Source organism: Pseudomonas citronellolis, assembly GCF_001586155.1.
GTDB classification, from domain to species: Bacteria; Pseudomonadota; Gammaproteobacteria; order Pseudomonadales; family Pseudomonadaceae; genus Pseudomonas; species Pseudomonas citronellolis.
In genome coordinates this window covers 3392769-3416225 of record NZ_CP014158.1, presented here as the reverse complement: position 1 = coordinate 3416225, position 23457 = coordinate 3392769, and the positions used below count along the sequence as shown (strand labels likewise).

Here is a 23457-nt window from a genome sequence, read left to right as displayed (position 1 = left end):
CTTCTTGTTGTCAGAGTGCGGGCGCGGTGCTGCGACGCTCGGCGGCCACCAGGGCGCGGCCGGCGCGCGAGGCGTTGGGCCGGCCCAGGCGGCGGCTGATGAGGGTGCCCAGGCGGGCCACGGCCGGCAGGTCGATACCGGTGGCGTAACCCATGCCGTGCAGCAGGTGCAGCACGTCCTCGGTGGCGACGTTGCCGCCGGCGCCCGGCGAATAGGGGCAGCCGCCGAGGCCGGCAAGCGAGCTGTCGAAGGTGCGCACCCCGGCCTGCAGCGCCGCGAGCAGGTTGGCCAGGGCCATGCCGAAGGTGTCGTGGAAGTGCCCGGCGAGCGCCGTCAGCGGCAGGCGCTGGGCGCAGTGCTCCAGCAGCCGCGCGGTGGCGTCCGGGGTGCCCTTGCCGAGGGTGTCGCCCAGGCTGATCTCGTAGCAGCCCAGGGCATGCAGGCGCTCGGCCACCTCGCCGGCCTGCTGCGGCGCCACCGGGCCGCTGTAGGGGCAGTCGAGCACGCAGGACACGTAGCCGCGCACCCGCACGCCCCGCTCGCGGGCCAGCGCCAGCACCGGCTCGAAGCGGAGCAGGCTGTCGTCGATGGAGCAGTTGATGTTGCGCTGGGAGAAGGCCTCGGAGGCGGCGGCGAACACCGCCACCTCCTCGCAGCCGGCCGCCAGCGCCGCCTCCAGGCCCACCAGGTTGGGCACCAGGGCGCTGAAGCGCACCCCGGGCCGGTGCCCGAGGCGCCGCAGCACCTCGTCGCTGCCGGCCATCTGCGGCACCCAGCGCGGCGAGACGAAGGCGCCGGCCTCGATGTGCCGCAGCCCGGCGTCCGCCAGTTGCCGGACCAGATCGATGCGCGCCTCCACCGGCAGCACCTGTGGCTCGTTCTGCAGACCGTCGCGCGGGCCGACCTCGACGATCCTGACGAAGCCGCTCATGCGCCGCGCCTTTCGCGCAGCAGTTCCACGGCGCGGTCGGCGCGCACGTCGCCGGCTTCCACCAGGCGCCGCGCCAGCCAGTCCACTTCCTCGCCGCGGGCGCCGGCCACCAGGGCGATGTTGCGTGCGTGCAGCGCCATGTGGCCGCGCTGGATGCCTTCGCAGGCCAGGGCGCGCAAGGCCCCGAGGTTCTGCGCCAGGCCCACGGCCACGGCGATTTCGGCCAGTTCCTGGGCGCTGCGCACGGCGAGGATGCGCAGCGACAGCTGGGCCAGCGGATGGGTGCGGGTGGCGCCGCCGACCAGGCCCACCGGCATGGGCATCTCGATGCTGCCCACCAGGTGTCCCTCGGCGTCCTTCTCCCAGGTGCTCAGCGAGCCGTAGTGGCCGCTGCGGCAGGCGTAGGCGTGGGCGCCCGCCTCCACGGCGCGCCAGTCGTTGCCGGTGGCGACGATCAGGGGGTCGATACCGTTCATGATGCCCTTGTTGTGTGTGGCCGCGCGGTAGGGGTCGACGGCGGCGAAACAGTGGGCGTCGAGGATGCCCTCGATCACCGCCTCGCCGCTGTAGTCCGGCGACTGCAACTGCTGTGGGGCGATACGGACCTGGGCCCGAGCCAGGCGCAGGTCGGCGAGGTTGGAGAGGATGCGCAGGCGCGCCTGGCCGCCGCTGATGCGCTCCATCAGCGGGGCCACGGCCTCGGCCATGGTATTCACCGTGTTGGCGCCCATGGCGTCGCGCACGTCGACGATCAGGTGCGCCACCAGCATCGGCCCGCGCGGGCTGTCGGCGAAGCAGTGCACTTCCAGGTCGCGGCAGCCGCCACCCAGGCTGTTGAGCAACTGGTCCTTGCGGTTGGCCAGCTCGACGATCTCGGCCTTGTGCCGCAGCAGCGCCAGGCGCGCGTTGAACGGGTCGCCCAGGCCCACCAGCTGGACTTGGGCGCGCATCAGCGGCGCGCTGCTGGAGGTCTGGAAGCCGCCGCCGGCGCGGGCCAGCTTGGCCATGTAGGAGGCGGCGGCGACGATCGACGGCTCCTCCACCACCATCGGCACCAGCAGCTCGCGGCCGTTGACCACGAAATTGCTGGCCACCGCGTAGGGCAGCTCGAAGGTGCCGAGCACGTTCTCGATCATGCCGTCGGCCACCTCCAGCGGCAGTGCGCCGGGTGTGCCCAGGTGCTGCAGTTCGGGCAGTTGCAGCAGGGCCGCGAGGTGGTCGAGACGTTGGCGTGGCGACAGGTTGCGGAATGCGGGAAGGCGGGAATCGATGAGCATCGGGGCGTCCATTGTCATTCTTGTGTGGAGTGGGATGCGGGCGGCGCCGGGCCGCCCGAGGCCCCAAGGTGCTATGACTGGTCCCGCCGATGAAGGTACAGTTCGCCCCAACAGTACCCACACTGTACCCATGACAGCCCGGAGACCGCCGTGTCCCGCCAGACCCTCGCCGAACAGGTCGCCCAGTCCCTCGCCCGGCAGATCCGCGAAGGCGCGCTGCAGCGCGGCGACCGCCTGCCCTCGCTGCGCGAATACATGCGCCTGCACGGCCATTCGAAGAACACCGTGATCACCGCCTACGAACTGCTGGCCGCCCAGGGCCTGGTGGAGGCGCGCCACGGCAAGGGCTTCTTCGTCCGCGCCAGCGCCCCGCGCAGCAGCGAGGCCGAGGAACCCCTGCCCTACACCCGCGCCCTGGACACCATCTGGATGATGCGCCAGCAGTTCGTCCACGAGCCGGCCCGGGCGCCGCTGGGCGAAGGCTTCCCGCCGGTGGCCTGGCTGCAGGACATGCGCCTGGACCGCTTCACCCGCCAGGTGCTGCGCACCGACGCCAATTCGCTGTTCCGCTACGGCAACCGCCTGGGCAACCCGGCCCTGCGCCAGAGCCTGGTGCGCCGCCTGGCCGGCTACGCCATCGACGGCAACCCACGGCAGATCCTCACCACCCACGGCGCCAACCATGCGCTGGACCTGATCGTCCGGCGCTTCGTCGCCCCCGGCGACGCAGTGCTGGTGGAGAACCCCGGCTACTACCCGCTGTTCGGCAAGCTGCAACTGCAGGGCGCGCGCATGCTCAGCGTGCCGCGCCTGGCCGACGGGCCGGACCTGCAGGCGCTGGAGCAACTGCTGCGCCGCGAGCGGCCGAAGCTGTTCTTCCTGCAGTCGGTGGGGCACAACCCCACCGGCTCGGACATCTCGCCGGTGAAGGCGCACCAGTTGCTGAAACTGGCCGACGAGCACGACCTGCTGCTGGTGGAGGACGACGCCATGGCCGACTTCAAGCCCAGCTCGGCGATCAAGGTCGCCACCCTCGACCAGCTACGCCGCACGCTCTACGTCGGCAGCTTCTCCAAGTCGATCTCGGCCTCGTTGCGGGTCGGCTTCATCGCCGGCAGCCGCGAGCGCATCGAGGAGCTGGCGGACCTGAAGATGCTGCTGCACACCAGTTGCTCGGAGCTGTGCGAGCGCACGGTGGACGTGGCGCTGGGCGAAGGCTACTTCCTGCGCCACCTCACCCGCCTGCAGGCCCAGGTCGCCGCCGCCACCCATGCCGGGCTGGCGGTACTGGACGCGCTGGGCGCCGAAGTGCTGTGCCGCCCGCAGCAGAGCCTGTACCTGTGGGCGCGCTTCCCGCACATCGACGACGCCGAGGCCTTCACCCGCGATGCGCTGCCCCAGGGCCTGGCGCTGGCGCCGGGGGCGATCTTCAGCACCGACCGCGGCCAGGCCAACCCCTGGATGCGCCTGAACGTGGCCTACCTGCAGGACCCGCTGTTCGCCGCCTGCGTGCGTCAGGCCCGTGGCTCACGACGGTAGATGAGGGTGTCCTGGGTGCCGTGCCAGGCATCGTTGCGCACCCCGCGCAGGGTGCGCACCAGGCGGAAGCCGGCGGCCTCGGCCAGGCGCTGGCTGCGCGGGTTGGCCGAGGAGGTGGTGAGGTACAGCCGGGCCCGCGGCAACTGCCCGCAGACTTCGCGCAACGCCGCGCTCAGGTAGCCCTGGCCGGCGAAGCGCGAACTGGCCCAGTAGCCGATCACGTAGCTCTCTCCCCTGCCCCGCGGCTGCAGGCCGATGCAGCCGATCACCTCGGCGCGGTCGGCGGACAGCAGGAACAGGCGCTTCTCCGCCAAGGGCACGGCGTAGTTGGCGATGGCGCCCTTGAGCGAGCGCAGCACCTGCTCGGCGCTCACCTGCGGGGTCACCCAGTCGAGGAAGGGCGCGTGCTCCGCGTAGCTGTCCTGCAGCGCCCGGCGCAAGGGCTCGCAGAGCGCCAGGCTGGGGCGCACCAGCACGGCGTCGCGGGTCGTCAGGCGGTACTCCACGGGTGGCGTCGGCATGGCGGGGGTTCTTCGGGCGATGACGGTTCGCCAGCCTAACGCAGCCCGGCGCTGTCGGCACCTGCGCTGACGGCAGCCCTGGCGCCTGCTTTACTACGAGCAGGGCCGGCCCGCCGCTCCAGGGGGCTGCGGAACCATTGAAATACCCATGCGAGGAGACCGCGCGCAGTGACGGAGGCCAAGCCATGATCGACCTGGAACTGACCCGGCGCCTGCTCGACGGCGCCCTTCGCGCCGACGGCGGGCCCTTCCCGGTGGAGGCCATCGCCCGCCACTACCACGCCGAACTGCACCGCCGCCTGGGCGCGGAAACGCCGGATGCCGACGTGGTCATCGCCAACGCCCTGATCCTCACCGACCTGTTGCGCCGCCTGGGGTTGCTGGAGGGCATCTACCACGGCAACGAGGTCGGCACTCCCAGCGACGGCGAACGCCTGACCGAGGATGGTGAGCGTTTCCTGGCGCTGCTGGATGATCCGCGGTTCGTCGAATACCTGGGCAGGCAGCCCTTGCGTGGTGACCGCGAAACGGTGCTGGAGGCGATTCGCCGGTTCAGCGCGTAGGAGCGGGCCCTGCCCGCGAAATCGCGCGCAGGGCGCGCACCTACGAGAAGCCGTGCCAGCCGAAACCCCGGCGTAGGATGGGTTGAGCGGAGCGATACCCATCGCCATGACAGCATGGGTTTCGCAAACTCAACCCATCCTACGGAACGCGAGCGCGGTGCAGACCTTTCCGGCTGACTCAGGACTTCCCGTTCACACCGGACGGTCCCCTCTCCCGCTTGCGGGGGAGGGTTAGGGAGGGGGAAACACGGCGTCCGGAGAAACACCATGCCTCGGATCAAACTCCGTTCCCTCTCCCCAGCCCTCTCCCTGAAGGGAGAGGGGGCTGTCCGGAGTGGCCGGGAGGTTGGGCGTCATCCTGGCACCCCGACGCCCATCCCAGATCAGGCTCTGTCAGAACCCCACACTGGCCTGCACGAAGAACGTCCGCGGCTGACCAACATAGATGCCGGCGTTGTTGTCGCTGGAGCGGGTGAAGCTCTCCTTGTCGAAGAGGTTCTTCACCCCCGCGCCGAGCTTGAGGTTGGACAGTTGCGGGCCGAAGTCGTAGCCCACACGGGCGTTCCACAGGGCGTAGCCGGGGATGTCGCCGTACTGGCCGTCGGCGGTCGGTTCGGTGATGTAGTCGTGGGTGAAGCTGCCGTCGGCGTTGGTGCTCGGGCCGGGGGCGCGTTGGGCGGACTGGGCGAAGGCGTCGACGTTGTAGGTCCAGCGGTCGCGCACGTAGCGCAGGCCCAGGGTGGCCACCTGGCGCGAGTAGAACGGCAGGTCGCGGCCCTTGAAGCCGGGGATCTCGCCTTCGTAGGTGGCGCGGGTGTAGGTCAGGGTGCCGTAGGCGGTCAGGCCTTCCAGGCGCGGGTCCAGCGCCGCCAGGTCGTAGTGCGCGGAGGTCTCGATGCCCTGGTGCTTGGTGGCGCCCAGGTTGGTCCAGCCCACGTCGTTGCTGATGTACTGCAGCTCGTCGTCGAAGTCGATGTAGAACAGCGTCACCTCGCCGCCGAAGGCGCCGTCGTCGTAGCGCGTGCCGATCTCGTAGGTGCGCGCCTTCTCCGGCTCCAGGCCGTCGGCGGTCTGGTCGCCGCGGCCGCCCTGGCCGAGCTGGAAGTACTGCAGGCTGCCGAAGGAGGTCTCGTAGTTGGCGAACAGCTTCCAGGCGTCGGAGACGTGGTACATCACGCTCAGCGCCGGCAGCGGCTCGTTGTAGTCCTTGCTGCGGTTCTTGGCCTGCACCGGCTTGCCCTTGTTGTCCAGCACCGGGCGGTCCTGCCAGTCGGTGGAAATGCGCTCGAAGCGGATGCCGGGGGTGACTGTCCAGTTGCCGACGTCGATCTTGTCGTCGATGTACAGCGAGTTGGCCTCGGTGCCGCCGGTGCGGTCCTGGTAGATGTGGCCGTCGGCGCCGGGTTGCGGCGTCGGCACGTTGTTCACCAGGGCCACCTGGGAGGCGCGCTCTTCCATGTCTTCCTTCAGGTAGCGGTAGCCGATGCTCGCCTCCTGGGTGGTCGGGCCGACGAAGAAGATCCGCGAGACGCGCGGCTCGAAGCCGAAGGTGTGGTAGTTGCGCGGGTAGGACGCGAGGGTCTTGAGGTCGCGGTTGGCGATGTCGCTGCCGCGGAAGCTGTCGCTGTAGTAGGTCAGCACTTCCAGCTGGGTCAGGTCGTCGATCTTGCGCGTCCACTTGAACGAGCCGTCGCTGCGGCGGCCGCGGAAGTTGTCGTAGTCGCGCACCGACTGGTACGGGTCGTGGTCGTACTGCGCCTGGGTCAGGCCGCCGGGCATGTCGGCGGTGCCGTCGTAGTAGTGCAGGTTCAGGGCGAAATCGTCGGCGTCGGTGGGCGCCCAGTGGGTCTTCAGGGTGACGTCGTCGATGTCGTTGTGGTTGTTGCTGTCGCGGTAGCCGTCGCCCTTCACCCCGGAATACAGCAGGGCCATGCCGATGCCGTTGTCCGCGGTGCCGCCGATGAAGGCGTTGTGCATCTGCTTCCAGCCGCCGTGGCCGGCGTGCTCGACGGTGGTGCCCACTTCGCCGGAGAACTTCTCGGGGATGGCGCGGGTGACGAAGTTGATCACCCCGCCGACGTTCTGCGGGCCGTAGCGCACGGAGCCGGCGCCACGCACCACGTCGATGCTGTCGTAGCTGCCGGCCACGCCGGGGAACATCGACAGCTGCGGCTGGCCGTAGGGCGCCACGGCGGCCGGCACGCCGTCGATGAGGATGGTCGAGCGCGGCGACAGGCGCGAGGTCAGGCCGCGCACGCCGACGTTGAGGGAAACGTCGCTGCCGCCGGTGCCGTTGTTGTCCTGCACCTGCACGCCGGGGATGCCGCGCAGCGCCTCGCGCACGCTGACCACGCCCTTCTCCTGCATGGCCTCGCGGCGCACCACGGTGCGCGCGCCGGGGTGGTTCTGCACGTCGCGCTCCTGGGCGTCGGCCAGCCAGTCGCCGACCACCTTCACCTCGGAGGATTCCATCTGCAGCGGCTCATCGGCGCCGGCCGCGCGCTTGCGCAGGACGATGCCGTTGCCGACCACTTCGTAGTCCAGGCTGCTGCCCTGCAGCAGGAGTTCCAGGGCCTGTTCCGGGGTCAGCTCGCCGCTGACCGCAGGGGCCTGCTTGCCTTCCACCAGGTCGGGGGTGAAGAACAGTTGCAGCGAAGTCTGCTGGCCCAGTTGCTTGAGCGCGTCGTTCAGCGGCATCGGGCGGATGTCCACCTGGGCGGCCTGGGCCTGGCCGATGGCGGCGGCGATGGCCAGGCTCAGGGCCAGCGGCAGCAGGTGGCGGGCGGTGCGGTTGGAGCGGCGGAGCGAAGGGTTGGTCACGATGTTCCTGTTCCTTGAGGTCCCAATGGCGGCGCGCAGGAAACGGGCCTTGCGAGCCTTTGCCGGGGAAGACGAAACAGGGTGATGAAAACCTGAATCTAACGGAGAATTATTTCGCTTGAGCCGTCGGCCAAGGTCCGCACCTTGACCGGCAGCAGGTGCGGCAGCGCCATCAGCAGGGCGTCGGTGTCGTCCACGCGGAACACGCTGGTCAGGCGCATCTTCGCCACTTCCGGGCTACCGACGCGCAGCGGCTGGGCGCGGTAGCGGGAAACCTCGCGGGCCACTTCGGCCAGGCTCGCGCCGTTGAACACCAGGCGCCCGTCGCGCCAGGCGGTCTGCGCGGCGACGTCGGTGGCGGCGGCCGGCGCCACCCGCCCCTGGGCGTCGATGTGCGTGCCCAGGCCCGCAGTCAGCAATTGCTCGGCGCTGGCCGCTTCACGTCCGGCGACCCGTACCTTGCCCTCCTCCACCGCCACCCGCACCTCGTCGGCGTCGCGGCGCACGTCGAAGCGCGTGCCGGTGACGGTCACCGCGCCCAGGCCGGCGTCGACCACGAAGGGCCTGTCGGCGGCATGGGCGACGCTGAACATGGCCTCGCCGCGCTCCAGGGTCACGTCGCGGCGCTGGTCTCGGAAGCGTACCTGCAGGCGGGTATTGCCGTTGAGCTCCAACTGGCTGCCGTCGGGCAACTCCACCTGGCGGCGCTCGCCCAGGACGGTGTGGAACTCGGCGCTGTAGTCGCGGCCCCAGCCGCTGAACAGCGCGATGCCGGCGGCCAGCCCGGCCACGCAGGCCGCCGCGGCGAACGCCGGCCAGCGCCGTCGGGTCTTTTGCGGACGCAAGGCGACCGGCTCGTCGGCGGCCAGCTCGCGCAGGCGCTGCGCCGGGATCAGGTCGGCGGCGCCCCACAGGCGCTGCAGCTGCTCGAATTCGTGGCGGTGTTCCGGCGTCGCCAGCCAGGCGTCGAAGGCGGCCTGCTCGGCGGCGTCCAGGGCGCCGTCCTGCACCCGCGCGAACCAGCGGGCGGCGGCGTCGCGCGGTTGTTCGGTCAACGCCATGGGGCGCTCCCCGGCGAGGTGCTTGGGGTCGGTTTCACTGGCTGGTCCTTCATCACGGTGTGTCGCCCAGGCGGTCCCTGAGGTGGCGCAGGGTACGGATCATATATTTTTCCACCATGTTCTTGCTCAACCCCAGGCGCTCGGCGATTTCCGCCTGGGACAGCCCCTCCAGCTTCTGCCAGACGAATACCTTGCGGCAATTGGCCGGCAGCTCGGCCAGGGCGCGTTCGATGGAACTGGCCAGCTGTACCGCGTGCATGGTGGTCTCCGGGTCGCCGTCGGGCGCTTCGTGCTCGTCCAGGTGCTCCATGCCCACCGGCGGGTGCGCCTGCTCGCGGCGGAAGGCGTCGATGGCCAGGTTGCGCGCCGTGCGGTGCAGGTAGGCGCGCGGCTGCGCCACCGTGGCCTGCGGGGCTTCCAGCAGGCGCAGGTAGGTGTCGTGGGCCAGGTCCTCCGCCTCGTGCCGATTGCGCAGGCGGCGGGTCCAGGCTCCGATGAGCTCCTCGTAGTGTTCGAAGAGGCCAGGCTTGCGCGGGGGTTTGGCGGGCATGGGAGGAATAAACGCGAAGAATCAGCAAATGGTAATGCTTCCTGTTTTCCACGTGCAATCTCCGCCCGGCAACTTCCCGCGGCATTTCCCCGGCAAGCCTCCGGAACCCCGGGGCGCCTGCGCCCGTCAACCCATGTAGACGCAACGCAACGAGTAAGGAGCATCGAATATGAAAGGCACTGGCATCCTCCGCGGCGCCCTGCTCTGGGGCGCCCTGCTGGTATCCGCACCGCTGCTGGCGGCCGATGCCGGGGTGCAGGATTTCGTCAGCCGCGCCTCGGCCACCAGCCTGGCCAATGTGGGCGCGGCCAAGCTGGCGCTGAGCAAGAGCCGCTCGGCGGACGTGAAGACCTTCGCCGTCCACCTCATCGACGACAACACCAAGGCCCAGGTCCAGCTCAAGACCCTGGCCGAAAGCCGCCGGCTGCAATTGGCGGATGGGCCCGACGAGGCCAGCCGCGCCAGGCTGAAGGACCTGGAGGCGCGCCAGGACGACTTCGACGCGGCCTTCGCCAGCAGCCAGGTCCGCGCCCAGGAAGAGGCGCTGCAGCTGTTCAGCGAAGCGGCGCAACAGACCGAGGACGAGGACCTGCGGCAATTCGCCCAGAACAACCTGGCGGTGCTGCGCCTGCACCTGCAGATGGCCCGCCAGTTGGCCCAGGCCCACGGTTCCGGCTGAGCGCCGCGGCCATCCGAATCCCCGAACCCTCGTCGGGCGCCGGCCTCTGCCGAAGGAAACAGGCTAAACCTACTGGGGACGATCAACCGCGGACGGCGCCGGGCAACGCCCCGGACCAGGCCGCCCGAAGACACCACAGGAGAACCCCATGACCCCGCATCGATGGTTTCCCTCCCGCCGCCACGACAGCGTGGCCGAACTGCAGACCCTGGTCGACGAGCTGACGGCGCTGCTCGATGGCGGCCGCGAGCTGGCCGCCAAGGACATCCCCGCGTTCAAGGCGCGCCTGCGCCACCTGAGCGACGACTGCCAGGCCATCGGCGACCGCCTGGCCTACCAGGGCCGGCGCGCGCTGCGCCGCGGCGGCGACTATGCCAGCGAGCATCCCTGGCAGGTCGCGCTCATCCTCGCCGCCACCTGCGGGGTACTGGCCGCCGTCTGCCTGGTGAGCCGCCGGCGCTGAACCGGCGCCACGCGTGCCCCACTCTGCTCATCGACCTTCGAATCCCACCCCCTACGCGCCGCCCTCAGGAGCGGCGCATTGGGCGCTTTCGCATCGCACATTTTTAGTATGTAATTACATGCTACGTAGTACGGTACGAAATCACTGGAGCGGCCATGGCACGGGGCGGAATCAACAAGGCACTGGTACAGAAAGCACGCATGGCCATACTGGCCCGCGGGGAAAACCCGAGCATCGATGCCCTGCGCGTCGAGCTGGGCAACACCGGCTCCAAGACCACCATCCATCGCTATCTGAAGGAACTGGAAGCCGAGGCCGGCGGCACGGCCGGGCATCCCCTCTCCCTCAGCGAGGAACTGGGCAATCTGGTCACTCAGCTGGCCGAGCGTCTGCAGCAGGAAGCCCGCGACTCGGTGGCCGAGGACCGCGCCCGGCTGTCCCGCGAGCGCCTGGACTACCAGCAGCAGGTCCGCAGCGCCCAGGCGCGCATCGAGCAGCTACAGGCGCAGAACCAGGCGCTGGAGGCGCAACTGCGGGAAACCCGCGAGCAGTTGGAACAGACGCGCCAGCAGAAGCACCAGGGCGAGCTGACCAGCGCGCGCCTGCGCCAGGCCGCCGGCGACCTGGAAACCCGCCTGCGCGAGCGTGACGCGCAGATCGCCTCGCTGGAGGAAAAGCACAACCACGCCCGCTTCGCCCTGGAGCAGCAGCGCCAGGCCACGAAGGAACAGCGGGAACAGGAGCAACGCCAGCACCAGGCCCAGTTGCAGCAGCTGACGGAAGAACTGCGCCAGTCGCAGCAGCACCTGGCCGCGCGCCAGGACGAGCTGACGCGGCTGAACCGCGACAACGCGCGCCTGCTCACCGAGGCCCGCCTGCTGCGCGACCAGCAGCAGGAACAGCAGCAACAACTGGCCCGCCACGCCCTGGCGATGGAAGCCCTGCGCCAGGAGCGGGCCCAGGCCGAAGGCGCCCGCTCGGTGCTGGAGCAGCGCAACCTGGCCCAGGGCGAGGAACTGGCGCGCCTGGAACAGCACGGCCGCGAGCAGTCCCGGCAATTGCAGGCCCTGCAACAGCGCCTGCAGGAGCTGAGCCTGGCGCTGCGCGACGAAGCGCCGGGCGCGCCCTGAAGGGCCTTCTGCGACTTATTGCCGGTGGCGCCCCGCGTCTTGCCAGCTAGGCTATAGCGACCACCCGGGTTTCTTTCGCAGCGACCAGCAGCCTCCCGCATGCCGGGACGTCGGCCCTGCCGGCGATTGGTCCAGCGGCTTTCCGGCCCCTTCGGCCGGGGGATTGCCCGGGGCGCTGAACAAGCGTGGACCTATCGCAACCGGCAAGGTATTCCGCAATGCACGATATCGATCCCGTTGAAACCCAGGAGTGGCTGGACGCCCTGGAGTCGGTGCTCGACCGCGAAGGCGAAGAGCGCGCCCACTACCTGATGACGCGCATGGGCGAGCTGGCCAGCCGCACCGGCACCCAGTTGCCCTACGCCATCACCACCCCGTACCGCAACACCATCCCGGTGACCCACGAGGCGCGCATGCCCGGCGACCTGTTCATGGAGCGGCGCATCCGCTCGCTGGTGCGCTGGAACGCCCTGGCCATGGTGATGCGCGCCAACCACAAGGACCCGTCCCTGGGTGGCCACATCTCCACCTTCGCCTCCTCGGCGACGCTCTACGACATCGGCTTCAACTACTTCTTCCGCGCCCCCACCGAGGAACACGGCGGCGACCTCATCTACTTTCAGGGCCACGCCTCCCCCGGCATCTACGCCCGCGCCTTCATCGAGGGGCGCCTGAGCGAGGAACAGCTGGAGAACTTCCGCCAGGAGGTGGACGGCCACGGCCTGTCGTCCTACCCGCACCCCTGGCTGATGCCGGACTTCTGGCAATTCCCCACGGTGTCCATGGGCCTGGGGCCGATCCAGGCGATCTACCAGGCGCGCTTCATGAAGTACCTGGAAAGCCGCGGCTTCATCCCCCCGGGCCAGCAGCGCGTGTGGTGCTTCTTAGGCGACGGCGAGACCGACGAGCCCGAATCCCTCGGCGCCATCTCCCTGGCCGGGCGCGAGAAGCTGGACAACCTGATCTTCGTGGTCAACTGCAACCTGCAGCGCCTGGACGGCCCAGTGCGCGGCAACGGCAAGATCATCCAGGAACTGGAAGGCGTGTTCCGCGGCGCCAGTTGGAACGTCATCAAGGTCATCTGGGGCCGTCTCTGGGACCCGCTGTTCGCCAAGGACACCGCCGGCCTGCTGCAGGCGCGGATGGACGAGGCGGTGGATGGCGACTACCAGAACTACAAGGCCAAGGACGGCGCCTACGTGCGCGAGCACTTCTTCGGCACCCGCCCGGAGCTGCTGGAGATGGTCAAGGACCTCTCCGACGAGGAAATCTGGAACCTCAACCGCGGCGGCCACGACCCCTACAAGGTCTATGCGGCCTACCACGCGGCGGTGAACCACAAGGGCCAGCCGAGCGTGATCCTGGCCAAGACCATCAAGGGCTACGGCACCGGCACCGGCGAGGCGAAGAACATCGCCCACAACATCCACGAGATAGACGTGGCCAGCCTGCGCGCCTTCCGCGACCGCTTCAACATCCCGATCCGCGATGCGGACCTTGAGAAAGTGCCCTTCTACAAACCCGAGCCCGGCAGCGCCGAGGCCAGGTACCTGGCCGAGCGCCGCGCCGAGCTGGGCGGCTCGGTGCCGCACCGCCCCGGCAACGCCTTCAGCGTGCCGGTGCCGCCGCTGGACACCCTCAAGGCCCTGCTCGACAGCACCGGCGACCGCGAAATCTCCACCACCATGGCCTTCGTGCGGATCATCTCGCAGCTGATCAAGGACAAGGAGATGGGCCCCCGCATCGTCCCCATCATCCCCGACGAGGCGCGCACCTTCGGCATGGAGGGCATGTTCCGCCAGCTCGGCATCTATTCCTCGGTGGGCCAGCTGTACGAGCCGGTCGACAGGGAACAGCTGATGTTCTACCGCGAGGACAAGAAGGGCCAGATACTCGAGGAAGGCATCACCGAGGCCGGCGCCATGTCCTCGTTCATCGCCGCCGGCAACGCCTACAGCAACTACCGCCAGCCGATGCTGCCGTTCTACATCTTCTATTCGATGTTCGGCTTCCAGCGCATTGGCGACCTGGCCTGGGCCGCCGGCGACGCCATGGTCCGCGGCTTCCTGCTCGGCGGCACGGCCGGGCGCACCACCCTGAACGGCGAAGGCCTGCAGCACGAGGACGGGCAGAGCCACGTGCTCGCCTCGGTGATCCCGAACATCCGCACCTACGACCCGACCTACGCCTACGAGCTGGCGGTGATCATCCACGACGGCGCGCGGCGCATGCTGCAGGAGCAGGAAAACATCTTCTACTACATCACCGTGATGAACGAGAACTACCCGCACCCGGCGATGCCCGCCGGCGCGGAGGAAGGCATCATCCGCGGCATGTACCTGCTGGAGGAGGACAGGAAGGACGCCGCCCACCACGTGCAGCTGCTGGGCTCGGGCACCATCCTGCGCGAGGTGGAAGCCGCGGCGAAGATTTTGCGCGAGGACTTCGGCATCGGCGCCGACGTCTGGTCGGTGCCCAGCTTCAACGAGCTGCGCCGCGACGGCTTGGCCACCGAGCGCTGGAACCGCCTGCACCCGGAGCAGAAGCCCAGGTTGAGCTACGTCGAGCAATGCCTGGAAGGCCGCAAGGGCCCGGTCATCGCCTCCACCGACTACATGAAGCTATACGCCGAGCAGATCCGCCAATGGGTGCCGGGCAAGGAATACAAGGTGCTGGGCACCGACGGCTTCGGTCGCAGCGACAGCCGCCGCAAGCTGCGCGACTTCTTCGAGGTGGACCGCCGCTGGATCGTCCTGGCCGCGCTGGAATCCCTGGCCGACCGCGGCGACATCGAGCCCAAGGTGGTCGCCGAGACCATCGTCAAGCTCGGCCTCGACCCGAACAAGCGCAACCCCCTGGACTGCTGAGGAGACGCATTGTGAGTGAGCTGATCCGCGTACCCGACATCGGCAACGGCCAGGGTGAAGTCATCGAGTTGCTGGTCAAGGTCGGCGACAAGATCGAGGCCGAGCAGAGCCTGCTGACCCTCGAATCCGACAAGGCCAGCATGGAAATCCCCGCGCCCAAGGCCGGGGTGGTGAAGAGCATCAAGGTCAAGGTGGGCGACACCCTGAAGGAAGGCGACGAAATCCTCGAACTGGAGGCTGAGGGCGGCGCCGCCGAAACCCAGGCCGAGGCCCCCGCCCCGGCCGCCGAGGAACCCAAGGCGCCGCCGGCTGCAGCGCCCGAGCCGGCGCCCCGGGCCAGCGGCGGTGGCGGCATGCAGACAGTGCGCGTGCCGGACATCGGCAATGGCCAGGGCGAGATCATCGAGCTGATGGTCAAGGTGGGCGAGCGCATCGAGGCCGACCAGAGCCTGCTGACACTGGAATCCGACAAGGCCAGCATGGAAATCCCCTCGCCCGCCGCTGGCGTGGTCAAGGCCCTCAAGGTGAAGCTCGGCGACACCTTGAAGGAAGGCGATGAAATCCTCGAACTGGAGGCCGAGGGCGAGGCAGCTCCGGCAGCAGCGCCCTCGGCACCGGCAGCGACGGAAGCACCTGCGCCAGAAGCCAAGCCCGCCGCCGCGCCGGCGAAGGCCGAGGCGCCGCCTCCGGTGGGCGCGCCCAGCCGCGACGGCGCCAAGGTCCACGCCGGCCCGGCCGTGCGCATGCTGGCCCGCGAGTTCGGCGTCGAGCTGGCCGAAGTGCAGGCCACCGGCCCGAAAGGCCGCATCCTCAAGGAGGACGTGCAACTGTTCGTCAAGCAGCAGCTGCAACGGCCGAAAGGCGCGGCGGCAGGCACGGGCATCCCGCCGATCCCGGAAGTCGACTTCAGCAAGTTCGGCGAAGTGGAAGAAGTGGCCATGACCCGCCTGATGCAGGTCGGCGCCGCCAACCTGCACCGCAGCTGGCTGAACGTGCCCCACGTGACCCAGTTCGAGTCGGCCGACATCACCGAGGTGGAAGCCTTCCGCGTGGCGCAGAAGGCGGCGGCGGAAAAGGCCGGCACCAAGCTGACCATCCTGCCGATCCTGCTCAAGGCCTGCGCGCACCTGCTGAAGGAACTGCCGGACTTCAACAGCTCCCTGGCCCCCAGCGGCAAGGCGCTGATCCGCAAGAAGTACGTGCACCTCGGCTTCGCCGTGGACACCCCGGACGGCCTGCTGGTGCCGGTGATCCGCGACGTCGACCAGAAGAGTCTGCTGCAGCTGGCCGCCGAGGCGGCGGAGCTGGCGGAAAAGGCCCGCACCAAGAAGCTCTCGGCCGACGCCATGCAGGGCGCCTGCTTCACCATCTCCAGCCTCGGCCACATCGGCGGCACCGGCTTCACGCCGATCGTCAATGCGCCGGAAGTGGCGATCCTGGGTGTGAGCAAGGCGACCCTGCAACCGGTGTGGGACGGCAAGGCCTTCCAGCCGCGCCTGATGCTGCCGCTGTCGCTGTCCTACGACCACCGCGTGATCAACGGCGCCGCCGCCGCGCGCTTCACCAAACGCCTGGGCGAACTGCTGGGGGACATCCGAACGCTGCTGCTGTGATCCGCGCCGCCGGCTATCAACGCTTTTCGTAGGAGCGAGCTTGCTCGCGAACCACATGGCACCGCGTTTGTTCGCGAGCAAGCTCGCTCCTACGAAGAGCCCCCGGTGCGGCCTGCGAATCGCGCGCAGGGCGCGCTCCTACATGGGAATGGCGCCCCGCAGGGCGCACAGGGGGCCCAGGACAACTCCGTCTTCGCCAACCACTCCGAACGGCCCCCTCTCCCTCCGGGAGAGGGCTGGGGTGAGGGCAACGGGCTCCGCCGACACTCCACTGCCAAACCTCTACTCCGCTCCCCCACCCTAACCCTCCCCCGCAAGCGGGAGAGGGAACCGTTCAGCGTGAAGCGCAATCACCAAACTCCCTGAACCCACGTGCAAAGCACTGGGTTATTTCCCTTCGGGCCAGCGCAAGCGCTGTTGGTGATGGAGCCGCGTCCCGCGCTCGCGGGAATGGCGGGGGTAGTGAGGAGTACAGGACAACTCCGAACTCACCCCCCGCTCCAAACGGCCCCCTCTCCCTCCGGGAGAGGGCTGGGGTGAGGGCAACGGGCTCCACCAACACACCACTGCCGAACCCGCCCTCTGAACCCCCATGCACCGAGCGAACCGCCCCATCGACTATGCTTCCCGATAACGGGGCCGCGCCGCCCTTGATGCGCGCCACCTGAGCGGGCCGCAAGCCTCAGCCGGAGCCTGTCGACGCCGTGTTAGCCAGCCCTGCCCTGACCGCCTTCATCGCCCCCAGCGGCCCTGCCCTGCGCTTCGCCGGCAAGACCCTGCTGGCCGGCGGCATCGCCCTCTGGCTGTCCTTCCGCCTGGACCTGGAACAGCCGCAATGGGCGCTGATGACGGTGTTCATCGTGTCCCAGCCGCTGTCCGGGATGGTCGTCGCCAAGGGCCTGTTCCGCCTGCTCGGCACCCTGGTCGGGACCAGCATGGCGGTGCTCATCATGGCCCTGTTCGCCCAGACGCCCTGGCTGTTCCTGCTGGTGGTGGCTTTGTGGATGGGCCTGTGCACCGCGGCCTCGACCCTGCTGCGCAACCACGTTTCCTACGCCTTCGTGCTGTCCGGCTACACGGTGGCGATCATCGCCCTGCCGGCGATCAACGTGCCGCTGCAGGTGTTCGACCAGGCCGTGGCGCGCTGCACGGAAATCTGCCTGGGCATCGTCTGCGCCTCGGTGGTCAGCGCCACCCTGTGGCCGCAGCGGGTCGAGGAAAACCTCGCGCGGGTCGCCCGCGAAACCCTCGACGCGGCGCTGCAGGCAGCGGCCAACGCGCTGCGCGGCCAGGCCCGCGAGCCGGAGGGCATCCTCCAGTTGCTCGGCCGGATCGTCGCCGCCGACGCCCAGCGCGACCACGCCTGGTTCGAAGGCCACCAGGGCCAGCGCCGCGCGCTGGCCTTGCGCACCCTGTCGCGCGACGTGCTGAGCCTGCTGCGCACCGCACGCGGGGCGTCGCGCCAGCGGCAGGTGCTTTCGCCCGAAGCGCAAGCGCAGTTGCAACCCTGGCTCGACGAGCTGCTGGCACTGCTGCCGCGCCACACCCCCGAACAGTTGCAGGCGCTGCGCGACCGCCTGCTGCAAGCCAGCGCCGACGAGGCCCTGGACAACGACCTGCGCTACTGCCTGGCGCGCTGCGCGGTGTTGCTGATCAAGGTCGAAGCCGCCGAAACGGCCGCCGCTGGGGTGGCCAGCGGCGAGTTCAGCGGTGATGCCAGCAGCGGCTTGTCCTGGCACCGCGACTGGCTGATGGCGCTGTTCTACGGCCTGCGCAGCGCCCTGGCGCTGCTGGGCATCGCCGCCTTCTGGCTGGCCAGCGCCTGGCCGGCGGCGGTGGGCGGCATGCTCATGGCCGGCATCCTCTGCAGCCTGTTCGCCAACCGCGACAACGCCGTGGAACTGAGCATGAGCTTCCTGCGCGGCATCCTCTACGCGCTGCTGGCCGCCATAGTGGTGGACCAGTGGCTGCTGCCGCAGTGGAACGGCTTCCCCCTGCTGTGCATGGCCCTGGGCGTGCCGCTGTTCTTCGCCGCACTGGGCATGGCCGGGCCGCCGGCGCTGATCGGTACCGCCACCACCTTCGCCATCCAGTTCATCACCTTCATCGCGCCGCGCAACGACATGCACTACGACTTCGCCAGCCTGCTCAACTCGGCCCAGGCTACGGTCATCGGCGTGGGCTTCGCCGCCATGGTGTTCCGCCTGCTGGCGCTGCCGCCGGACTGGGTCATCCGCCGCCTGGGCCAGGCCATGGCGCTGGACCTGGGGCGCCTCACCCGCTACCCGCTGGACCAGGCGGAAAGCTGGTTCGGCGGACGCATGGCCGACCGCCTGATCCGCCTGGCGCGGCACTACGCGCTGCTGCCCCAGGCCATGCAGCGGCGCTGGCTCGACGGCCTGCTGGCGCTGGACATGGGCAGCGAGCTGCTGCACCTGCGCCACTGCCTGGCCGGCGCCCGCGGCGTGCTGCGCAAACGCCGGCAGGCCTTCCTCGACAACCTGGGCGACCTGTTCCAGGCCGGCCCGGCCCCGGGGCGCGAGGCGCGCCTGGACGAACTCTGCGACGAACTGGACGCCGCCCTGCGCAGCGACCCCGGCCACCTGGACGAGAACAACCGCCTGGCCCGCGCCGCGCTGCGCCAGCTGAGCAACACCTGGCGCGCCTGGTGCCGCCTGGAGGACGAGCATGGCCCTGGTTGAACAGCCCCTGGGCGGCGTCTACGTCAGCCCGATGTTCCTCTACGCGCTGCTCGCCCTGACCCTGACCATCGCGCTGCGCAAGCTGCTGCAGGCCACGCCGGCGGGGCGCTGGATCTGGCACGAGGCGCTGTTCGACTGCGCCCTGTTCACCCTGCTGCTGGCCGCCGTCACCTGGTGCGCCGGCGTCGTCAACGGATAACGAGGAGCATTGCGTGCGAGGCTTCCTGCGAGTGCTGACCACCCTGCTGGTGGTCGCCGCCGCCGTGCTGGCGGGGCTCTGGCTGTGGCGCTACTACATGCTCTCGCCCTGGACGCGGGACGCTCGGGTGCGCGCCGACGTGGTGGTGATCGCCCCGGACGTGTCCGGCTGGGTCACCGAGCTGCCCATCGTCGACAACCAGAAGGTCAAGGCCGGCGACCTGTTGATGCGCATCGACCGCGACCGCTACCAGGCCAACCTCGACCAGGCCCGCGCCCTGGCCGAGACGCGCAAGCAGGAATACCTGCTGCGGCAGAGCGAGGCCAACCGCCGCAAGCGCCTGACCAGCGCGGCGATCAGCGCCGAGGACCGCGAGACCGCGCAGCTCAACGCCAACATCGCCAACAGCCAGTACCAGGAAGCCCTGGCCGCGGCGCGCCTGGCCGAGATCAACCTGCAGCGCAGCGAGGTGCGCGCCCCGCGCGACGGCCAGGTGACCAACCTGCGCCTGGCCCAGGGCAACTACGCGCAGACCGGCCAGGCCGCCATGGCCCTGGTGGACCAGGGCTCGTTCTACGTCACCGCCTACTTCGAGGAAACCAAGCTGCCCGGCATCCACGTCGGCCAGCCCGCGCGGGTGACGCTGATGAGCGGCGAACGCGTGCTCAAGGGCAGGGTGCAGAGCATCAGCAGCGGCATCACCGACCGCAACGCCCTGCCCGACACCCAGCTGCTGGCCAACGTCGAGCCGACCTTCAACTGGGTGCGCCTGGCCCAGCGCATCCCGGTGCGCATCGAACTGCTGGAAGTGCCGAAGGACATCCACCTCAGCGCCGGCATGACCGCCACGGTCAATATCGAGGCCAGCCCTTAGAGCATCGCGAACGAGATCCGCTCCTACGCCGCCCCGCCCGCACCATTCCCTGTAGGAGCGGGCCCTGCCCGCGAATCGCGCGCAGGGCGCGCTCCTACAGGCCGCGCCGGGGTGCTCTTCGTAGGATGGGTTGAGCTTGCGAAACCCATGCGGTCATGGCGATGGGTATCGCTTCGCTCAACACCATCCTACGGGCATTGTGTTTGCCGGAGGGGTAGGAGCGGACTCCATCCGCGATCTAACCCACACGATCAACGCCGCCAGGCACACCCCAGCGCGCTGAGCGCCAACACCGCCGCGGCGCCGGCGTAGGCCCAGAAGGCCGGCACAACGGGCAGCAGCACGCCGGCCAGCATCGGGCCCAGGCCTGCGCCTATGTCGCGCCAGATGGCGTTGCCGGCCAGGGCCTGGATGCGGTTCTGCGGGTTGCGCTGGGCCACCAGTGTCATCACCAGCGGCAGTTGCAGGGCGCGCAGCAGCAGGACCAGGAAGGCGCCGGCGAACAGCCAGTGGCTGCCGAAGATCAGCAACGCCGCCGAGGTCGCCAGGGACAGCGTCACCAGCATGCGCAGCGCGCCGAAGTGGTCGGCCAGGCGGCCGCCGAAGGGGCTGAAGAGCATCTCGCTGAGGTAGCGCACCGCCATCAGGATGCCCGCCACCAGCACGCCGGTGCCGCCCAGGTGGCTTTCCGCGTACAGCGACAGACCGAAGATGAACAGGCCGTCGAGGGTCACGCCCTCGATGAAGGACCAGGTGGCGATGCTGTCCGGCAGGCGCAGGCGGCGCCCGCTCGGGGTATGCAGGTCGTGCCCTCGGGCCGGCAGCGAGCGCGCCCGCCACAGGCCCAGCAACGCGCTGGCACAGAGCACGAAGAACACGCTGCGCGGCCCCCAGGCCTGGGCCATCACCGCCGCCAGCGGCAGCGCCAGCATCGGCCCGATGGAGATGGTCGCCCGCGAACGCCCGGCGCGGCGCGCGGCGCCCTGGGCCTCGGCGGTGGCCAGGGTCTGGGTGCTGAGGTTGAAGCTGGCGTAGCTCAGGCCCCACATCAGGCGCAGCACCAGCAGCGCGGCGACGCCGGAGAGCGTCGCATAGCCCAGCGCGCACAACGCCGAGGCGCAGGCCGCCAGGCTGCAGGTGGCGCGGTCGCCGTGGCGGGCGTAGAAGCGTACCACCCAGCCGTAGCCGACGATGCGCACCAGGCGGTTGGCCGCCAGCAGGATGCCCGCCTGGGCCAGGCTGACGCCGAAGTCGGCGGCGTACATCGGCAGCAGCAGGTAGAGCACCACGTCGCCGGGCAGGCACAGGCCCAGGACCTGGGCGGCGCGGCGGGAATCGTTATCGGCGCGGCGCAGGCGCGGCTGCGCGGGGTCTGACGACATGGTCCCTCCCGGACGACAAGGCAAGCGCGCACCTTACCCGATGCACGCCCGTCTGCCGAGGGGAAGTGCCCGGCTCGGCCCGCCATGGTCGCCTGCGGTTGCGGTTGGCCCTGGGCCCACCAACTCGGGGTCGAGCGCCGAGGTCGACTCGTCGAACAGCATGATGCCCGCCCGCGGGCGATGGCCACGCGCTGCAGCTGGCCGCCGGAGAGCTGGTGGGGGACTTGTGCGCGCGGCCGACCTTGTCGAGCAGCGCCAAGGCTGGCCTGGCGTCGGTGCAGTTGTCGCAGGTAGGGGCAGGAGAAAATGGCGGCGAACAAATAATCGGTTCAGATATTCGTGAACTATCGGAGGGGCGGGTTCGCGAACAGGCTGCTCCTGTAAGAACGACTAACCCCTTTTCTGGTGCGGGAAGGTTGCCAGGACGCTCAAAAGTGCGATCCGCCCCACGCCGGCCAGGCATGAATAAAGGGTTACAAATTTCTCTTGCATCCTATCCATGCGAGCTAGAGGGGAGGCGCGCAAGAAGTTGCGCACTTTAGCTTTGTTACTTTCGCACTCCCTATATTTGCGCACGAAAGTGCGCTCGCCCCACAGGAAGGATGTGCCGTGAATTACACCGTAGAGGAAGCGCGACGTCTGGTTTCCGAGTCCATGGCGAAGCTCGCCGCACGGCCCGTGAAGGCCACCTATGACCTTGCCACGCTGGGCGCCCGCACCCGTTTGGGCGGTGAAGTCGCTACGGCCAGCACCAGCATGAAAATCCATGGCTACCCGATCGCCTGCGTGGGCGACCTGGTTCGCTATCCGGACAACACCGAAAGCAGGATCGTCTCCGGTGCCGGTGCGGCGCTCTCTCACAACGGCCAACCGATGGCCATCGTGGGCAGCGCCACCGACAACGGCGACACCATCGTCAGCAGCTTGCAAAGCTCCGGGCAGATTCGCGAATACGCCGACGATGACGGCATCCCCGGCCTGCTTCAGCCGGACTACCAGGTTGTAAAGCCTGACTAGCCGACAGCGTTTCGTCCTCCATCTCTGGCTATCGCAAGGAATCGCACATGAGTGGGAAACCCGCAGCCCGCGTCACCGATCCAACGGCCTGTCCACTACCAGGCCACGGCACCAACCCCATCGTCAGCGGCTCGCCTGACGTTATCTTCGACGGCCTGCCCGCAGCGCGACAAGGCGATGTCAGCGCCTGCGGCAGCCCGATCGTCTCCGGCGTTTCATCGAGCGTGTTCATCAATGGCCAGCCCGCCGCCACACTGGGCAGCCTGGGTGCGCACGGCAACGTCATCATCGGAGGCTCGGGCACCGTCATCATCGGCGATACGTTCACCCCCGCGCCGGTTACTCCCGTGGCGCCGTTCCCTGGCAGCACCGCGCCGTACTCCGGGCGCTTTCAGCTGATCGACCAGGAAACGGGCAAGCCCGTCGCCGGCCGCAGGGTCAAGCTCTGGTCCAGCGCCGGCTGGTCCGCCATCGACACCACGGATGCCGAAGGCATGACGTCATGGGTCAGGCACGAGACGGCGGAAAACATCTACATCGACCTGCTGCCCAGGGGCGAAGCATGAGCGATCAGCCCAGCCTCGCCCAGGGCGGCATGAGCCCGGAAGGCCAGAACAATCCGCTGAACATCCTGGAACCCAAACTCGCCCCGCAGGACAAGAAGGTATTGTGCTCGGCGATCTGCTATTGCAGCAGCACGCCCAACGTCAGCCAGGATGGCAAGAACCTCAAGCAGACCTGCGTGGCCCAGCGCCTGGGCGAGTTGGACGAAATCCTGCAAGGCCGTAGCCCGTACAAGCCCGAGGTCAGTTACGACATGACCAAGAACCCGCCGCAGCCGATTCTCGACAGCCATACCGGCAACAGTCCGCATGGCTGGATTCCAGGCTGGATCAGTAAATACTGGGACGAAGACCCGGAGCATCCGCCGTTCAAGCCGGGCCGAGGCATGATTCGTCGGCCCGACGTGGTGATCGTCCAAGACCCGACCAAGCCGCCGTCCCAGGACAATATCAAGCAGGTGGTCGAGATGAAGTTTCCACCTGACTCACGGGATGGAAAGCAGACAAACGCCTATGGAAAGATCGCAGGCGACAAGAGCAAGGTCGTTGAGATGAAGTCCACCGACTGTGACTGTAGCCAGGAACAGCAGCAGTCCAAGGTTCCAGTGGAGCAACTGGGATGGGCTGCCGCCATCGCCAGTGGGGTGATGCTTATCCTGACTCGTGGCCGCTCCCCTCGTCCCATGATTCCAGCCTATTGATTCGG

At 69.0% G+C, this 23457-nt stretch carries 20 protein-coding genes and 1 pseudogene; 13 read left to right on the top strand and 8 right to left on the bottom strand.

Annotated elements, in window-relative coordinates:
* Positions 1-10: 10 nt before the first annotated feature.
* On the bottom strand, positions 11-931 hold the full coding sequence (locus PcP3B5_RS15075) for a hydroxymethylglutaryl-CoA lyase (RefSeq protein WP_061561737.1): 921 nt from the start codon (positions 929-931) through the stop codon (positions 11-13).
* A complete protein-coding gene (locus PcP3B5_RS15070) occupies positions 928-2208 on the bottom strand; it encodes a hydroxymethylglutaryl-CoA reductase, degradative (RefSeq protein WP_061563268.1) in 1281 nt (426 codons plus the stop codon). The genes PcP3B5_RS15075 and PcP3B5_RS15070 overlap by 4 nt, the downstream gene beginning before the upstream one ends.
* A 150-nt stretch (positions 2209-2358) precedes the next feature.
* Here PcP3B5_RS15070 and PcP3B5_RS15065 point away from each other — a divergent pair, with 150 nt between their 5' ends.
* A complete protein-coding gene (locus PcP3B5_RS15065; protein WP_061561736.1) occupies positions 2359-3747 on the top strand; it encodes an aminotransferase-like domain-containing protein in 1389 nt (462 codons plus the stop codon).
* Here the strand turns inward: PcP3B5_RS15065 and PcP3B5_RS15060 are convergent.
* Complete coding sequence (locus PcP3B5_RS15060; RefSeq protein WP_082816335.1) at positions 3723-4268, bottom strand: GNAT family N-acetyltransferase; 546 nt, start codon at positions 4266-4268, stop codon at positions 3723-3725. The two genes, PcP3B5_RS15065 and PcP3B5_RS15060, sit on opposite strands and share 25 nt — an antisense overlap.
* A gap of 185 nt (positions 4269-4453) precedes the next feature.
* Here PcP3B5_RS15060 and PcP3B5_RS15055 point away from each other — a divergent pair, with 185 nt between their 5' ends.
* Complete coding sequence (locus tag PcP3B5_RS15055; protein WP_043272741.1) at positions 4454-4831, top strand: hypothetical protein; 378 nt, start codon at positions 4454-4456, stop codon at positions 4829-4831.
* 393 nt (positions 4832-5224) lie between these two features.
* Here the strand turns inward: PcP3B5_RS15055 and PcP3B5_RS15050 are convergent, their stop codons facing one another.
* The 3 genes from PcP3B5_RS15050 to PcP3B5_RS15040 form a co-directional block, all read right to left on the bottom strand.
* Positions 5225-7585, bottom strand: a complete 2361-nt coding sequence (locus tag PcP3B5_RS15050) for a TonB-dependent siderophore receptor (RefSeq protein WP_420820171.1) — start codon at positions 7583-7585, stop codon at positions 5225-5227.
* A gap of 164 nt (positions 7586-7749) precedes the next feature.
* Positions 7750-8712, bottom strand: a complete 963-nt coding sequence (locus PcP3B5_RS15045; RefSeq protein ID WP_043272740.1) for a FecR family protein — start codon at positions 8710-8712, stop codon at positions 7750-7752.
* Between the two features lie 52 nt (positions 8713-8764).
* On the bottom strand, positions 8765-9262 hold the full coding sequence (locus PcP3B5_RS15040) for a sigma-70 family RNA polymerase sigma factor (RefSeq protein WP_043317692.1): 498 nt from the start codon (positions 9260-9262) through the stop codon (positions 8765-8767).
* A gap of 169 nt (positions 9263-9431) precedes the next feature.
* Here PcP3B5_RS15040 and PcP3B5_RS15035 point away from each other — a divergent pair, with 169 nt between their 5' ends.
* From PcP3B5_RS15035 to PcP3B5_RS15000, 8 genes are all read left to right on the top strand, one after another.
* Entirely contained in the window at positions 9432-9941 is a 510-nt protein-coding gene (locus PcP3B5_RS15035) for a DUF4142 domain-containing protein (RefSeq protein ID WP_009622104.1), read from the top strand.
* Positions 9942-10089: 148 nt separating this feature from the next.
* Complete coding sequence (locus PcP3B5_RS15030) at positions 10090-10404, top strand: hypothetical protein (protein ID WP_061561734.1); 315 nt, start codon at positions 10090-10092, stop codon at positions 10402-10404.
* Positions 10405-10559: 155 nt separating this feature from the next.
* On the top strand, positions 10560-11534 hold the full coding sequence (locus tag PcP3B5_RS15025) for a DNA-binding protein (RefSeq protein ID WP_061561733.1): 975 nt from the start codon (positions 10560-10562) through the stop codon (positions 11532-11534).
* Positions 11535-11752: 218 nt separating this feature from the next.
* Positions 11753-14401 carry a pyruvate dehydrogenase (acetyl-transferring), homodimeric type gene (gene aceE / locus PcP3B5_RS15020; protein WP_061561732.1) on the top strand — a complete coding sequence of 883 codons (2649 nt, stop codon included), beginning with the start codon at positions 11753-11755 and terminating at the stop codon, positions 14399-14401.
* Between the two features lie 11 nt (positions 14402-14412).
* Positions 14413-16014: a dihydrolipoyllysine-residue acetyltransferase gene (gene aceF, locus PcP3B5_RS15015; protein WP_061561731.1), complete on the top strand. Its 1602-nt coding sequence runs from the start codon at positions 14413-14415 to the stop codon at positions 16012-16014.
* Between the two features lie 704 nt (positions 16015-16718).
* Positions 16719-18716, top strand: coding sequence for an FUSC family protein (locus tag PcP3B5_RS15010; RefSeq protein ID WP_082816334.1), 1998 nt, complete (start codon positions 16719-16721; stop codon positions 18714-18716).
* A complete protein-coding gene (locus PcP3B5_RS15005; RefSeq protein WP_061561730.1) occupies positions 18703-18915 on the top strand; it encodes a DUF1656 domain-containing protein in 213 nt (70 codons plus the stop codon). The genes PcP3B5_RS15010 and PcP3B5_RS15005 overlap by 14 nt, the downstream gene beginning before the upstream one ends.
* 13 nt (positions 18916-18928) lie before the next feature.
* On the top strand, positions 18929-19789 hold the full coding sequence (locus PcP3B5_RS15000) for an efflux RND transporter periplasmic adaptor subunit (RefSeq protein ID WP_061561729.1): 861 nt from the start codon (positions 18929-18931) through the stop codon (positions 19787-19789).
* Between the two features lie 251 nt (positions 19790-20040).
* On the opposite strand, the gene PcP3B5_RS14995 is transcribed toward PcP3B5_RS15000, so the two are convergent.
* Positions 20041-21171, bottom strand: coding sequence for an MFS transporter (locus tag PcP3B5_RS14995; protein ID WP_043272729.1), 1131 nt, complete (start codon positions 21169-21171; stop codon positions 20041-20043).
* Positions 21172-21285: 114 nt separating this feature from the next.
* Positions 21286-21398, bottom strand: a pseudogene (locus tag PcP3B5_RS32600) (polar amino acid ABC transporter ATP-binding protein); the annotation flags it as partial.
* 427 nt (positions 21399-21825) lie between these two features.
* Here PcP3B5_RS32600 and PcP3B5_RS30725 point away from each other — a divergent pair.
* From PcP3B5_RS30725 to PcP3B5_RS14980, 3 genes are read left to right on the top strand one after another with little or no spacing between them, the layout of a single operon-like run.
* Entirely contained in the window at positions 21826-22188 is a 363-nt protein-coding gene (locus PcP3B5_RS30725; protein ID WP_081884721.1) for a PAAR domain-containing protein, read from the top strand.
* Between the two features lie 47 nt (positions 22189-22235).
* Positions 22236-22754, top strand: coding sequence for a PAAR domain-containing protein (locus PcP3B5_RS14985; RefSeq protein WP_061561728.1), 519 nt, complete (start codon positions 22236-22238; stop codon positions 22752-22754).
* Positions 22751-23452, top strand: a complete 702-nt coding sequence (locus tag PcP3B5_RS14980) for a VRR-NUC domain-containing protein (RefSeq protein WP_061561727.1) — start codon at positions 22751-22753, stop codon at positions 23450-23452. Before PcP3B5_RS14985 ends, PcP3B5_RS14980 begins: the two co-directional genes overlap by 4 nt.
* Positions 23453-23457: the final 5 nt, after the last annotated feature.